Source organism: Ensifer sp. M14 (assembly GCF_003355565.1).
In the GTDB taxonomy this organism is placed as follows: domain Bacteria; phylum Pseudomonadota; class Alphaproteobacteria; order Rhizobiales; family Rhizobiaceae; genus Ensifer.
In genome coordinates, this window is sequence record NZ_QJNR01000004.1 from 641,792 (window position 1) to 655,736 (window position 13,945).

A 13,945-nucleotide genomic window follows, 5' to 3' on the forward strand; every position below is an offset into this window, starting at 1 on the left:
GCGCCCTCATGATAGTTGGGGTGACCTTCATCATGAAACCGCTTGGTGGTCAAGTTTTCGAAGGGTTTGGCGCGACACTTTGGCGGATTTGGGTCGGCTTGAGCGGTGATGGCCTTGGCAAGGTGCGCAAGTTTGCCTAATCCGCTAAGTCACCGTCCGCGAGGTCGTCATGTTGGAGAATGGGTCCATGGAAATTCAAGAGCGGTTGCAGGATGTCGTGAGCCGGATTCATGCGGCGGAGAAGGCGGCAAAGCGCCCGAATCATGCCGTCAGCCTCGTTGCCGTCTCCAAGACATTCGACGCCGACGCGATCCGTCCGGTGATTACGGCCGGCCAGCGCGTGTTTGGCGAAAACCGCGTGCAGGAAGCCCAGGGCAAGTGGCCGTTGCTGAAGGGCGAAACGCCGGACCTGACGCTGCATCTGATCGGGCCGTTGCAGTCGAACAAGGCGGCTGAAGCCGTTGCATTGTTCGACGTCATCGAGACCGTCGATCGCGAAAAGATCGCGCGGGCGATTTCGGCGGAGATGAAGCGCCAGGGCAAGACGCTTCGCCTCCACGTCCAGGTCAACACTGGTCTGGAACCGCAGAAGGCCGGCATTGCACCCAAGGACACCGTCGCCTTCGTGACCTTCTGCCGTGAGGAACTCGATATGGCGATCGAGGGGCTGATGTGCATCCCGCCGGTCGAGGAGAATCCCGGTCCGCATTTCGCGCTGCTGGCGAAGCTTGGCCATGAGTGCAAGCTCGACCGCCTGTCGATGGGCATGTCCGGGGATTTCGAAACCGCAGTGCAGTTCGGCGCCACCAGCGTGCGTGTCGGTTCGGCGATCTTCGGTTCGCGTTGAAGGCGAAAACGTCGCATTACGCTTTCGTCGGGGTTCACCTTCGTTCTCATTAGCCTATCCTTGTGCATGAGGAGGCCGGGCATTGCCCGGCATGCATTGGGAGGAGAACGGATATGGCGAGCCGCTATTCCGAAGTGTACGGCGGGTGGAAGACGGATCCGGAGGGGTTCTGGTCTGAAGCCGCGGAGGCGATCGACTGGTTCGAGAGGCCGGAGCGGACTTTCGACGCCGAACGCGGCATCTATGGCCACTGGTTTCCCGATGGGCTGACCAACAGCTGCTACAACTGTCTCGACCGACATGTCGAAGCGGGGCGTGGCGAGCAAATCGCCTTTATCTACGACAGTCCGGTTACATCCAGCATCGAGCGCATCTCCTATGGAGCGCTGCTCGACGACGTCAAGGCTCTGGCTGCTGTCTATCGCAAGCTCGGCGTCGACAAGGGCGACCGCATCATCATCTACATGCCGATGATCCCGCAGGCCGCTGTCGCGATGCTTGCCGCCGCGCGCATCGGCGCCGTGCACTCGGTGGTGTTTGGCGGCTTTGCCGCCAATGAACTTGCCGTGCGCATCGACGACTGCCGGGCCAAGCTCATCGTTTCCGCGAGCTGCGGCATCGAGCCCGGCCGGACCGTTGCCTACAAACCGCTGCTTGATGCGGCGGTGACAATCGCCGAACACAAGCCGGCCCATTGCCTGGTCTACCAGCGCGACTTGCTCAAGGCAGACATGACGCCGGTGCGCGATATCGACTATGCCTCGGCCCTTGCTGCGGCAAAGGACGCTGGCGATGAAGCCGGTTGCACGCCGGTCGCGTCCAACGACCCGCTTTACGTGCTCTATACGTCCGGCACCACCGGCCAGCCGAAGGGCGTGGTCCGCGACAATGGCGGCCACATGGTCGCACTGAAGTGGTCGATGCAGAATTTCTTCGGCGTCCAGCCCGGCGAGGTCTTCTGGGCCGCGTCCGACATCGGCTGGGTCGTCGGGCATTCGTTCATCGTCTATGGCCCGCTTCTCAACGGCAACACCTCGATCCTGTTCGAGGGCAAGCCCGTCGGCACGCCGGATCCGGGCACCTACTGGCGCATCATAGCGGAGCACGGCGTGGCCGTGATGTTTACGGCGCCGACGGCGCTGCGTGCCATTCGCAAGGAAGATCCGGACGCGGCGCTGGTGGCAAATTATGATCTTTCCCAGTTTCGAGCGCTGTTCCTCGCTGGCGAACGGGCCGATCCCGATACGATCCGTTGGGCCGAGAGGGCACTGGGCGTTCCGGTCATTGACCATTGGTGGCAGACGGAAACGGGATGGCCGGTTGCCGGCAATCCGCTCGGGCTCGGGCTTCTGCCCGTAAAGTATGGCTCTCCTGCCGTGCCGTTACCCGGCTACGATGTTCAGATCCTCGATGATGCCGGTCATCCGGTCGAACCGGGAACATTGGGCAATGTCGTGGTCAAGCTGCCCCTGCCTCCAGGATGCCTGCCGACGCTGTGGAATGCCGATCACCGGTTTCGTGCGGCCTATCTGGAGGAGTTTCCCGGCTACTACAAGACGGCCGATGCTGGCTACCTCGACGACGATGGCTATGTGTTTATCATGGCCCGCACCGACGACATCATCAATGTCGCCGGCCACAGGCTGTCGACGGGCGCGATGGAGGAAGTGTGCGCCAGCCATCCCGACGTCGCGGAATGCGCCGTCATCGGCATTGCCGACGAGCTGAAAGGACAGATCCCCGCCGGGTTTCTGGTGATCAACTCGAATGTTTCACGGGAAACATCCGAGATCGAGCGCGAGGTCATCAGCCTGGTGCGTGATCGCATCGGGCCGGTCGCCGCTTTTCGCACGGCCATGTGCGTCAAACGGCTGCCCAAAACCCGATCCGGCAAGATCCTGCGGGCGACGATCCAGAAGATTGCCGATCGCCAGCCATGGAAGATGCCGGCAACGATCGACGATCCGGCGATCCTCGACGAAATCGCGGCCGTGCTTCACGCCAAGGGTATCGGCATCTGATCGCGCCTCGCGAAGTCAGCGCAGGTTGCTATAGCGCGCGACCGAACGCACCACGACGGCACTGAACCATGCGCTGAATGCCGCCACCCCTTTGCCGCGCGTGGTTCTGGTGATGAGAAAATAGCTTTCGTCTTCAAGCGTCGCGACCGACGAGAGGACGACGAGGTCACCGCCGTCGATCTCGCGGCGGAAGACCTCGACAGGGCAAAGTGCAACGCCGTGGCCGGCAATCACGGCTGTTGCCAGCAGGTTGAAGTCTTGAAAGACCGGGCCGCGTGGCGGGCCGGTCGTGGGCTGGCCGGCTTTGACAAACCAGTCTCGCCAGCGGGTCACCGTTTCATCGTGGAGCAGGTCAGCCGTGACAATCGCCTCTGCGGTGTCGAGTGCGCCCTTGCGCTCGATGTAGCGCGGGCTGGCGACCGGACGGTTCGCTCGTGAAAACAGGCGGTCATTCTGCACGCCCTCCGACGCGTCGGCACCGAGGGTTATCAGCACATCGCAGCCCGTTTGCCGAAGTCGCTGCTCGGCCAGCGCATAGATCACCTTCACGTCGATATCAGGGTGCTGTTCGAGAAATTCATTGAGCGCCGGTATCAGCCAGCGTGTGGCAATCGACGGGATGCAGGCGACGGTGATCGACGCCTTGGCGCTTGCGCGCAGCATGTCCGTTTCTGCCGCGATCCGGGCAAAACACGACGTCAAGGCATCCGCCAGCCGCTCCGCATCAGGAAGGAGACGGACGCCGCGTTTCTCCCGTACAAACAACGGTCTGCCGAACCATTCCTCAAGCAGCCGGATCTGATGGCTGACCGCGGCGTGGGTGACGTGCAGCTCGTCGGCAGCCCGTGAGAAGCTGGCGAGGCGGGCGGCAGCTTCGAATGCGCGAAGCATGCCAAGCGGCGGAAGCATCTGTAAGTTCTCCTCAACTATCCCTTGAGAAATCGTCGTTTGCCGGTTGAACGTCTCGGCGGGATAAGGACCTCAGCATAGCGAATGCGCATTCCGACGTTCGCGATGCAAGGATTTCTCATAGGAGGAAATAGCATATGTTCGTGCGCAGTCTGCAAGATATCGAGGCCACCGATCATTTCGTCGAATGGGGAAGCGGCACCAGCCATCGTTTGCTGACCGAAAGGGATGGAATGGGTTTTACGGTCTGCCATACCGTCGTTCGCGCCAACACCGTCTCGTTGCTGGAATACCGCAACCATCTGGAAGCCTGCTATTGCATCGCCGGGAACGGCGAGGTGGAGGATATGCAGGGCAATGTCTTTCTGATCCAACAGGGCGACATCTACGTGCTCGACCAGCACGACAAGCATTTCCTGCGGGGTGGAAAGGACGAGGATCTGATCCTCGTCAGCATCTTCAATCCGCCGCTCAAGGGGACCGAGCGCCATAATCTCAGGGATCAGTCCGGTTCGACCTACTGAAGACAAAAAAGCCCGGATCGAGCGATCCGGGCTTTTCGTCATCTCATGACAAGGCGATCAATACTGATCGTCTTCGTCCTCGTCCTTGCGATCCGACTTCAGCGACTTGAGCTTGGCGAAGACGGCATCGGCATCGATTTCCTTCTCTTCTTCGCGCTCGTAGCTGAAGTTGAGCTTTTCGGTCTCCTGGGCTGCTTCCAGCGTTGCACCGAGTTCGGCGGCTGTCGGCAGCGGGCGGCCCTTGGAAGCGCGTTCGACTTCGAGGTCGAGATCGATCTGCGAGCACAGGCCGAGCGTGACCGGATCCATCGGCGTCAGGTTGGTCGAGTTCCAGTGGGTGCGCTCGCGGATTTGCTCGATCGTCGATTTGGTGGTCCCGACAAGGCGGGAAATCTGTGCGTCCTTCAGCTCGGGATGGTTGCGAACCAGCCAGAGAATGGCGTTCGGACGATCCTGGCGCTTGGAGACCGGCGTGTAGCGCGGGCCCTTGCGCTTGCTATCGGGAACGCGGACTTTCGGCTCCGAAAGCTTCAGCTTGTGGTTCGGATTTCCCTCGGCGCGGGCGATCTCGTCGCGCGACAGCTGTCCGGTTCCGATCGGATCTAGACCCTTGATGCCCTGCGCCGATTCACCGTCGGCGATTGCCTTCACTTCGAGCGGATGCAGCTTGCAGAATGTAGCAATCTGTTCGAACGACAGTGCGGTATTGTCAACGAGCCAGACGGCTGTTGCCTTGGGCATAAGCAGTTGCTGAGCCATGGATATAGTCCTTTTGTCCGCCGCGCCGGTGTCGCGGGCCGTGGAGTCTACCACTGATTTCCGGGAATTGAGCGCCTCTATAGCGTCGTTGTCTCAAAATTGCAATTCTCCAGTTCCAAATGTCCTTTTGTCTAATTGCGGCTTGGCTTTGACCTGCTATGTATCGTCGCCGAGGCGGGGTCTCCGGGAGTGAGCACCCCAGACAGGAATGCGCAGGGAGGAAAGAATGTCCGCCAAGATCTATCCGGTGTTGAAGTCTGCCAAGAGCCGGACGCTGCTCGACAACACGACCTATCTGAAGTGGTATGAGGAGAGCATCTCCGACCCGGCCAAGTTCTGGGGCAAACACGGCAAACGGATCGACTGGTTCAAACCTTATACCAAGGTCAAGAACACCTCTTTCAAGGGCAAGGTCTCGATCAAGTGGTATGAGGACGGCCTGACCAACGTCTCCTACAACTGCATCGACCGCCACCTGAAGACGCATGGCGAAAAGACGGCGATCATCTGGGAAGGTGACAATCCCTATATCGACAAGAAGATCACCTACAACCAGCTTTACGAGCAGGTTTGTCGCCTTGCCAACGTCCTGAAGAAGCATGGCGTCAAGAAGGGCGATCGCGTCACCATCTACATGCCGATGATCCCGGAAGCATCCTATGCGATGCTCGCCTGCGCCCGCATCGGCGCCATTCATTCGGTCGTCTTCGGCGGCTTCTCGCCGGATGCGCTTGCCGGACGCATCGTCGATTGTGAATCCACCTTCGTCATCACGTGCGACGAGGGCGTGCGCGGCGGCAAGCCGGTGCCGCTGAAGGAAAACACCGACACCGCCATCGATATCGCTGCCAAGCAGCACGTCATCGTCAACAAGGTGCTGGTTGTGCGCCGCACCGGCGGCAAGATCGGCTGGGCACCGGGCCGCGACCTCTGGTACCACCAGGAAATTGCGACCGTGAAGCCGCATTGCGAGCCGGCGAAGATGAAGGCGGAAGACCCGCTGTTCATCCTCTACACCTCCGGTTCGACCGGCAAGCCGAAGGGCGTGCTGCACACCACCGGCGGTTACCTCGTCTATGCCTCGATGACCCACGAATACGTCTTCGACTATCGCGACGGTGATATCTACTGGTGTACGGCGGATGTCGGCTGGGTGACCGGCCATTCCTACATCGTCTACGGTCCGCTCGCCAATGCCGCGACCACCGTGATGTTCGAGGGTGTTCCGAACTTCCCCGACGCCGGCCGTTTCTGGGAAGTGATCGACAAGCACAAGGTCAATGTCTTCTACACCGCGCCGACGGCGATCCGCTCGCTGATGGGTGCCGGCGACGATTTCGTCAAGCGCGCCTCGCGCTCGTCGCTGCGCCTGCTCGGCTCGGTCGGCGAGCCGATCAATCCCGAAGCCTGGGAATGGTATTACAACGTCGTCGGCGATCAGAAGTCGCCGATCGTCGACACTTGGTGGCAGACGGAAACCGGCGGCATCCTGATCACGCCGCTGCCGGGCGCGACTGACCTGAAGCCCGGCTCGGCAACGCGGCCCTTCTTCGGCGTCCAGCCGCAGCTGGTCGACAACGAAGGCAACGTGCTCGAAGGCCCTGCCGACGGCAACCTCTGCATCACCGATAGCTGGCCCGGCCAGATGCGCACGATCTATGGCGATCATGCGCGTTTCGGTCAGACCTATTTCGCCACCTACAAGGGCAAGTATTTCACCGGTGACGGCTGCCGCCGCGATGAGGACGGCTATTACTGGATCACCGGCCGCGTTGACGACGTGCTCAACGTCTCGGGCCACCGCCTTGGTACAGCGGAGGTCGAATCGGCGCTCGTCTCGCACCATCTGGTGTCGGAAGCCGCCGTCGTCGGCTATCCGCATCCGATCAAGGGACAGGGCATCTATTGCTACGTCTCGCTGATGGCGGGTGAAATCGGCAATGACGAGCTGCGCCAGGCCCTGGTCAAGCACGTGCGTTCGGAAATCGGGCCGATTGCCACACCGGACAAGATCCAGTTTGCGCCGGGTCTGCCAAAGACCCGTTCGGGCAAGATCATGCGTCGCATCCTGCGCAAGATCGCCGAGGACGATTTCGGCGCGCTCGGTGACACCTCGACGCTGGCCGATCCGGCAGTTGTCGACGACCTGATCGCCAACCGGCAGAACAAGGCTTAACAAGCGACAGATAGCGAAAAGGGCGGCATCGGGCCGCCCTTTTTGATTCACGCTCTCTTCCGACCGCGGCCTTGAATGCGGGCCGTAGATCAAATCACCGACTCGGCTTTGTGAGCCGGATTCTAATTAAAAATGTCGAACGAAATCAGGCATCGCTTGCGGCAGGCCTTGGCTGCTTGCTAGCGGAAGAACCAAACTGTTTCACAAGCTCAACGGGCGAGATCTCTCAGAAATCGATCGCCCGACCCTTGATTTCCCAGTCGCCGAAGCGCGCCGGGTCGACACCGCCGCGGCCGCCGATTTCCGTCGGCAGCTCCTTGTCTGCCTCTGCCTGGCGCCGCTCCTCGGCTTCCTTCAGCGCGCGCAGCGCGGCGGCCGGTAGCGGCTTTTTCGGGCGGTCGGGGGCATTGTCGTTGTCGTTCTGCATCTCGCCAGGTCCGGATTCGTGCATCTGTTGTTGAAGAACGGGGCATTTGCACCCATCATATAATGCGCCGTTGCCCGAACGGAAACCCTGATTCACGTGAAACGTAGACGACCCGGAGCCCACCATGAACCTCGTTCGCACCGCCATGCTGCTTGCAGTGATGACCGCCCTGTTCATGGCGGTCGGCTTCGCCATCGGTGGGCGTGGCGGCATGATGATTGCCTTCGTCATGGCGGCCGGTATGAATTTTTTCTCCTATTGGAATTCAGACCGCATGGTGCTGCGCATGTACCGTGCGCAGGAAGTCGATGAACGCAGTGCGCCGGAATATTACGGCATCGTGCGCGATCTTGCCGCGAATGCCGGCCTGCCGATGCCGCGTGTCTACGTGATCGACAGCCCACAGCCGAACGCCTTTGCCACTGGGCGCAACCCTGAGAACGCCGCTGTCGCCGCCTCCACCGGCCTGCTTCAGGCCCTTAACTATGACGAGGTTGCAGGTGTCATGGCGCATGAACTCGCGCACGTCCAGAACCGCGACACCCTGACGATGACGTTGACGGCGACACTCGCCGGCGCGATCTCGATGCTCGGCAATTTCGCCTTCCTGTTTGGCGGCAATCGCGAAAACAACAACAATCCGTTGGGGTTCGTCGGCGTGCTGATCGCGATGATCGTCGCGCCGATTGCGGCCATGCTGGTGCAGATGGCGATCAGCCGTACGCGAGAGTATTCCGCCGATCGCCGTGGTGCCGAAATTTGCGGCAAGCCTTTGGCTCTGGCTTCGGCTTTGCAGAAAATCGCCGGTGCCGCGCACCGGATTCACAATGACGATGCCGAGCGCAATCCGGCGACTGCGCATATGTTCATCATCAATCCGCTTTCCGGCGAGCGCATGGACAACCTGTTTTCCACCCATCCGAACACCGAAAACCGGATCGCCGCCCTGCAACAGATGGCGCAGGGGATGTCCATGGGGTCGACGCCGCCGGTTCGGGCTGATAATCCGGTGCGCAAATCGCGCTCTGTTCCCTCTACCGGTTGGGGTCGCGGTGGTTCCGAACCGCCGAAAGGTCCCTGGTCCTGATGTCTGCCGAAAACAACAACGATTCACGTCCGAAACAAAACCGCTCGCACAAGCAGCCGGTAAGGTCGAAAAAGCCTGAACAACAGGAGCGTGGCCCGGAAAAGCCCGGTTTGCGCACGCGCCAGGCAGCGGCCAAGATTCTCGGTGCGGTCGTCGACCGCAAGACCTCTCTTGATGGCATGCTCGATCATGAGCATGGCAATCCCGCCTATCGCGAGCTGAGCGAAGCCGACCGGGCGCTGGTGCGTGCCATCCTCAATTCGGCCCTGCGTCACCTGCCGCGCATCCAGGCGGCGATCGGTTCGATGCTGCAGACGCCGCTTCCAGAAGGTGCGCGCGCCCTCGACCATGTGCTGGCGGTGGCGGCGGCACAGATTCTCTATCTCGACGTTCCCGATCATTCCGCCGTCGATCTTGCGGTCGAGCAGGCTCAGGCCGATCCGCGCAATCGTCGTTTCGCCAATCTGGTCAATGCCATCCTTCGCCGTCTGTCGCGGGAGAAAGACGAGATCCTCGAAAGCCTACGAAGCGTTCCTGCCATGCCGGACTGGTTCTTCGACCGGCTGGTCGCGCGTTATGGCCGCGAACAGGCCGACCAGATCGCCGACGCGCAGCTGACGCCAGCGGCAATCGACGTCACCGTCAAATCCGATCCGCAAGGTTGGGCCGAAAAGCTCAACGGTACCGTGCTGCCGACTGGCTCGGTGCGCCTCGCCGATTTCTCTGGCTCCATCCCTTCCTTAGCCGGATTCTCCGATGGCGAATGGTGGGTCCAGGATGCGGCCGCGTCGATCCCTGCCCGCCTGTTCGGACCTCTTGCCGGCAAGAGCGTCGTCGATCTCTGCGCCGCACCCGGCGGCAAGACGGCGCAGCTGATCCTCGCTGGTGGCGAGGTAACCGCGCTTGATCAGTCGGCAAGCCGTTTGCGCCGCCTCAAGGGCAATCTCGAGCGTCTGGGTCTTCAGGCGCAGATGCAGGAAACCAACATGGCCGATTTCCGGCCTGACGAGCTTTTCGATGCCGCCCTACTGGACGCTCCCTGTTCATCGACCGGAACGACCCGCCGCCATCCGGACGTGCTCTGGACCAAGGGACCAGAGGATATCGAGAAGCTTGCACTGCTGCAGGAACGTCTGCTGCGCCATGCGCTGACGGTGGTCAAGCCTGATGGTATCGTCGTCTTTTCCAATTGCTCGCTGGATCCGCGCGAAGGCGAAGAGGTCGTTGCCCGGGTGATTGGCACCGGTGATGCATACGAGTTGGTGCCGATCCTGGCCACGGATTGGCCGGGCCTCGAAGATGCGATTACCCCTCTCGGCGAAGTGCGCACCGTACCATCGATGTTCCCGCTCGCTCCACCCTTTGCCAGCGGCCTCGATGGATTCTACGCCGCAGTGATTCGTCGCAAATAAGTCTGGAAAAGTCGAACTGGCGACCGGAAAGCCTCGGCTGCGGGCTGTTTTGTCGTGTCAATTGACGCTTTAAGGCCACGAGCCTATCAAAGACGATAAAATTGATAAAAGTTTAATGATCTTTCCGGCACCATCCGGAGTCACGCGGAGCGCCGCGCGTCCGTTGGGACCGACAAGAGCGCTCTGACATTATGAAACGGCGCATCGTGCGTCCCGAAAATCGAAAACGGATTTCGGGCAACCCTGCGCAAGCGGCACTGGCGCGAAGCCGACGTATCCGTTCGGACGTCTCTGGCGGCTTGCTTCAGGAAAGAGGGAACCGGCGGGCGTTGATGGTGTTTTCCGGCAGGCGAAGGCTTTCCTATCTGTATGCGCGTGAAGGTTGGCGCCGCGTGTCGCGCCGGCTTTCGGTCGGCCGCGTCTCGTCGCTGCGCTTTACCGGTTCGACGCCCAACCGCCTGATCGTCGCGCCGACGGACCTCCGGGCTGTCGATCCCTTCGTTGCCGAAGAAATCCTCGAGGGCCGTTTTCCTCTGGCCGGCCGCGTGCTCGATACCGAAGGCGAATCGCCGTTTGAAATCGATCTGCCGTCGCTTGAATTCGCGGTCCGTCTGCATTCGTTCGGCTGGCTCAGGCACTTGCGGGCCATCCGCGAAGATGCCGGTTTCGTGCGCCTGCGGCAGATCGTCGACGACTGGATCGCCACTCACGGCCGCAACTTGGGTGGCATTGCGTGGGATGCCGACGTCATTGCCCAACGCATCATCGCGTGGCTCTCACACTCGCCGGTGGTCCTGCGCAATGCGGAGCATGGCTTCTATCGCCGTTTCCTGAAAAGCCTGGCTTTCCAGGTCCGTTATCTCCGCCACATCGCCGAAACGGTCAGCGATGGCGAGGCGCGCCTGCGTGTCCGGATGGCGCTTGCCATGGCATCGGTCTCGATGCCATCGACGCCCTCGGCCATTCGCAAGGCGTCGCGTCACCTTGATTTCGAACTCGACCGGCAGATCCTTGCCGATGGCAGCCACTTTTCGCGCAGTCCGCGCGCGGGGCTCGAACTGCTGCTCGACCTGCTGCCGCTGCGCCAGACCTATGTCAATCTCGGGCATGACGTGCCGTCGCGCCTCATACCGTGCATCGACCGGATGTATCCGGCCTTGCGTTTCTTTCGCCACCAGGGGGGCGAACTGGCGCTCTTCAACGGTGCGACCTCGGTGCTGGCGCATGAACTTGCCTCGGTGCTGCGCTACGACGAAACCGCCGGTGAGCCGTTCCGCTCATTGCCGCTTGCCCATTACGAGCGCCTGTCGATCGAAAACACCGTCGTCATCGTCGATACCGGCCGGCCGCTTTCGGTCGACCTGTCGCGCAGCGCCCATGCCGGCTGCCTCTCGTTCGAAATGTCCTCCGGCAAGACGCGTTTCGTGATCAATTCGGGCGCGCCGAAGTTCGCCGGCGAACGATTCCGCCAGATGGCACGGATGACCGCCGCACACTCCACCGTGACCGTCAACGACACGTCGTCGTCGCGCTTCTCGCAGTCACGGTTTCTGGGGCCGATCATGACCAGCGGCGTCTCGCGCGTCGTTGTGAAGCGCAAGGACGAACCGGGCCGTCTGGAATCCGTCACGGCAAATCATGATGGTTATCTCCAGTCCTTCGGGCTCCTGCATGAGCGCGACATCGGTGTGCTGAACGGCGGCCGGATGATCCGCGGCCGCGACCGGCTTTCGCGTGCCGACGGCAGCGACCCTGACGATACGAACGCGGCCGTCGCGGTTGCCCGCTTCCATATCCACCCGGCCGTCACCATTCGCCAGAACAACGGCCGCGAAATCTATCTGACAGCACCCGATGGCGAGGTCTGGCTGTTTGCCTGCCAGGACGGTGAGCTGGCAGTCGAGGAAGACATCTTCTTTGCCGATCCCTCGGGCATCCGCGCCTCGTCACAGCTGACGGTCACCTTCACTGTCGCCCGGCAGCCCGAGATCCAGTGGACCTTCTCGCGCACGAAGTAAGCTTATTTTAGGATGTTGGCTTGCCGAGGTTCCTTCGGCCGGCAAGCTATGCTAACGGGCAGCCATCCCAATGCCGGAGCATCCTCCCGCGCGTCCGGCGCCGCCAAAGGAGCATGGTTGATGGCTGTCGCCTCCAAGAAAATTCCCGCCCCGAACGAGGTTCCAGTCCGGACCGCCCTTCTCTCCGTGTCCGACAAGACCGGTGTTGTCGAGCTTGCCCGTGCGCTGCATGAAAAAGGCGTGCGTCTGGTTTCGACCGGCGGCACCCACAAGGCGTTGTCTGAGGCAGGTCTTCCGGTCAGCGACGTTTCGGAACTGACGGGCTTCCCTGAGGTTATGGATGGTCGCGTCAAGACCCTTCACCCGGGTGTCCATGGCGGCCTGCTTGCGATCCGCGACGATGCCGAGCACCAGGCGGCGATGTCGGCCCATGGCATCACTGCGATCGATCTGGCGGTGATCAACCTCTATCCCTTCGAGGAAGTTCGCGCCCAGGGCGGCGACTATCCGACGACGGTCGAAAACATCGATATCGGCGGCCCGGCCATGATCCGCGCATCGGCCAAGAACCACGCCTATGTGACGATCGTCACCGATCCGGCCGACTATCCGGTGCTCATCGAAGAGCTGGCGTCGGGTGCAACGACCTATGCCTTCCGGCAGAAGATGGCGGCCAAGGCCTATGCCCGCACGGCAGCCTATGACGCGGCCATCTCCAACTGGTTTGCCGAGGCGCTCGACACGCCGATGCCCCGCCACCGCGTTCTCGGCGGCGTCTTGAAGGAAGAGATGCGCTACGGCGAAAATCCGCATCAGAAGGCTGGCTTCTACGTCACCGGCGAGAACCGCCCCGGTGTTGCCACAGCGACGCTGCTGCAGGGCAAGCAGCTGTCCTATAACAACATCAACGACACCGATGCCGCCTTTGAACTGGTGGCCGAGTTCCTGCCGGAAAAGGCGCCGGCGGTTGCGATCATCAAGCATGCCAACCCTTGCGGCGTCGCAACCGCACCGACGCTGGTCGAAGCCTACCGACGGGCGCTCGCCTGCGATTCCACCTCGGCCTTCGGCGGCATCATCGCGCTCAACCAGCTGCTCGATGCAGAAACGGCGGAAGAGATCGTCAAGCTCTTCACCGAGGTCATCATCGCGCCTGAGGTCAGCGACGAGGCCAAGGCCGTCATCGCGCGCAAGCCGAACCTGCGGCTGCTGACGACCGGCGCCCTGCCCGATCCACGCATCCCCGGCCTGTCCGCCAAGACCGTATCGGGTGGTCTCCTCGTGCAGACCCGTGACAATGCCATGGTCGAGGACATGGAGCTGAAGGTGGTGACGAAGCGCGCACCGACGGCACAGGAACTGGACGACATGAAGTTTGCCTTCAAGGTGGCAAAACACGTCAAGTCGAACGCCGTCGTCTACGCCAAGGATGGCCAGACGGCCGGCATCGGCGCCGGACAGATGAGCCGTGTCGATTCCGCTCGCATCGCCGCGATCAAGGCCGAAGAAGCCGCCAAGGCGCTCGGCCTGGCAACGCCGCTGACGCGCGGCTCGGCCGTCGCCTCCGAAGCTTTCCTGCCGTTTGCCGACGGATTGCTCTCGGCGATCGCGGCGGGCGCCACCGCTGTGATCCAGCCGGGTGGCTCGATGCGCGACGAGGAAGTGATTGCCGCCGCCGACGCGCATGGCGTGGCCATGGTGTTTACCGGCATGCGCCATTTCCGCCACTGACATCGCCCGGGACGGGCACTTCACGCCGGCCCCG

The 13,945-nt window shown here is 61.7% G+C and carries 11 protein-coding genes; 8 read left to right on the plus strand and 3 right to left on the minus strand.

Going from position 1 to position 13,945, the window contains the following annotated elements; all coding sequences use genetic code 11:
• Positions 1-187 precede the first annotated feature (187 nt).
• Positions 188-847: a YggS family pyridoxal phosphate-dependent enzyme gene (locus BLJAPNOD_RS03245; RefSeq protein WP_115418883.1), complete on the plus strand. Its 660-nt coding sequence runs from the start codon at positions 188-190 to the stop codon at positions 845-847.
• Between the two features lie 113 nt (positions 848-960).
• Positions 961-2,868, plus strand: a complete 1,908-nt coding sequence (locus BLJAPNOD_RS03250; protein WP_115418884.1) for a propionyl-CoA synthetase — start codon at positions 961-963, stop codon at positions 2,866-2,868.
• Between the two features lie 15 nt (positions 2,869-2,883).
• Here the strand turns inward: BLJAPNOD_RS03250 and BLJAPNOD_RS03255 are convergent, their stop codons facing one another.
• Entirely contained in the window at positions 2,884-3,777 is an 894-nt protein-coding gene (locus BLJAPNOD_RS03255) for a LysR substrate-binding domain-containing protein (protein ID WP_115418885.1), read from the minus strand.
• Positions 3,778-3,914: 137 nt separating this feature from the next.
• Here BLJAPNOD_RS03255 and BLJAPNOD_RS03260 point away from each other — a divergent pair, with 137 nt between their 5' ends.
• Positions 3,915-4,301: an ectoine synthase gene (locus tag BLJAPNOD_RS03260; protein WP_115418886.1), complete on the plus strand. Its 387-nt coding sequence runs from the start codon at positions 3,915-3,917 to the stop codon at positions 4,299-4,301.
• A 57-nt stretch (positions 4,302-4,358) separates the two neighbouring features.
• Here BLJAPNOD_RS03260 and BLJAPNOD_RS03265 read toward each other — a convergent pair whose 3' ends face one another.
• The gene (locus BLJAPNOD_RS03265; RefSeq protein WP_115418887.1) at positions 4,359-5,060 is read right to left on the minus strand and encodes a DUF1013 domain-containing protein; all 702 of its coding nucleotides are present in this window, start codon (positions 5,058-5,060) and stop codon (positions 4,359-4,361) included.
• A 226-nt stretch (positions 5,061-5,286) separates the two neighbouring features.
• Between BLJAPNOD_RS03265 and acs the strand changes: the two genes are divergently transcribed.
• Complete coding sequence (gene acs, locus BLJAPNOD_RS03270) at positions 5,287-7,236, plus strand: acetate--CoA ligase (protein WP_115418888.1); 1,950 nt, start codon at positions 5,287-5,289, stop codon at positions 7,234-7,236.
• Positions 7,237-7,462: 226 nt separating this feature from the next.
• On the opposite strand, the gene BLJAPNOD_RS03275 is transcribed toward acs, so the two are convergent.
• Positions 7,463-7,663, minus strand: a complete 201-nt coding sequence (locus BLJAPNOD_RS03275; RefSeq protein ID WP_077504752.1) for a DUF1674 domain-containing protein — start codon at positions 7,661-7,663, stop codon at positions 7,463-7,465.
• Positions 7,664-7,787: 124 nt separating this feature from the next.
• On the opposite strand from BLJAPNOD_RS03275, the gene htpX reads away from it, so the two are divergent.
• The 4 genes from htpX to purH all read left to right on the plus strand — a co-directional run bounded on the left by htpX (position 7,788) and on the right by purH (position 13,911).
• The gene (htpX, locus tag BLJAPNOD_RS03280; protein ID WP_115418889.1) at positions 7,788-8,750 is read left to right on the plus strand and encodes a zinc metalloprotease HtpX; all 963 of its coding nucleotides are present in this window, start codon (positions 7,788-7,790) and stop codon (positions 8,748-8,750) included.
• A complete protein-coding gene (locus BLJAPNOD_RS03285) occupies positions 8,750-10,162 on the plus strand; it encodes an RsmB/NOP family class I SAM-dependent RNA methyltransferase (protein WP_115418890.1) in 1,413 nt (470 codons plus the stop codon). The genes htpX and BLJAPNOD_RS03285 overlap by 1 nt, the downstream gene beginning before the upstream one ends.
• Before the next feature lie 332 nt (positions 10,163-10,494).
• Complete coding sequence (locus tag BLJAPNOD_RS03290; protein ID WP_115418891.1) at positions 10,495-12,180, plus strand: heparinase II/III family protein; 1,686 nt, start codon at positions 10,495-10,497, stop codon at positions 12,178-12,180.
• A 120-nt stretch (positions 12,181-12,300) separates the two neighbouring features.
• Positions 12,301-13,911, plus strand: coding sequence for a bifunctional phosphoribosylaminoimidazolecarboxamide formyltransferase/IMP cyclohydrolase (gene purH, locus BLJAPNOD_RS03295; protein ID WP_115418892.1), 1,611 nt, complete (start codon positions 12,301-12,303; stop codon positions 13,909-13,911).
• Positions 13,912-13,945: the final 34 nt, after the last annotated feature.

Excerpts from the sequence above, each read along its gene's own strand:
- BLJAPNOD_RS03255 (WP_115418885.1), bottom strand. The coding sequence starts at position 3,777 with ATGCTTCCGCCGCTTGGCATGCTTCGCGCATTCGAAGCTGCCGCCCGC.
- BLJAPNOD_RS03290 (WP_115418891.1), top strand. The coding sequence starts at position 10,495 with ATGGTGTTTTCCGGCAGGCGAAGGCTTTCCTATCTGTATGCGCGTGAA.
- BLJAPNOD_RS03285 (WP_115418890.1), top strand. The coding sequence starts at position 8,750 with ATGTCTGCCGAAAACAACAACGATTCACGTCCGAAACAAAACCGCTCG.
- htpX (WP_115418889.1), top strand. The coding sequence starts at position 7,788 with ATGAACCTCGTTCGCACCGCCATGCTGCTTGCAGTGATGACCGCCCTG.
- BLJAPNOD_RS03250 (WP_115418884.1), top strand. The coding sequence starts at position 961 with ATGGCGAGCCGCTATTCCGAAGTGTACGGCGGGTGGAAGACGGATCCG.
- BLJAPNOD_RS03260 (WP_115418886.1), top strand. The coding sequence starts at position 3,915 with ATGTTCGTGCGCAGTCTGCAAGATATCGAGGCCACCGATCATTTCGTC.
- BLJAPNOD_RS03265 (WP_115418887.1), bottom strand. The coding sequence starts at position 5,060 with ATGGCTCAGCAACTGCTTATGCCCAAGGCAACAGCCGTCTGGCTCGTT.
- acs (WP_115418888.1), top strand. The coding sequence starts at position 5,287 with ATGTCCGCCAAGATCTATCCGGTGTTGAAGTCTGCCAAGAGCCGGACG.
- purH (WP_115418892.1), top strand. The coding sequence starts at position 12,301 with ATGGCTGTCGCCTCCAAGAAAATTCCCGCCCCGAACGAGGTTCCAGTC.
- BLJAPNOD_RS03245 (WP_115418883.1), top strand. The coding sequence starts at position 188 with ATGGAAATTCAAGAGCGGTTGCAGGATGTCGTGAGCCGGATTCATGCG.
- BLJAPNOD_RS03275 (WP_077504752.1), bottom strand. The coding sequence starts at position 7,663 with ATGCAGAACGACAACGACAATGCCCCCGACCGCCCGAAAAAGCCGCTA.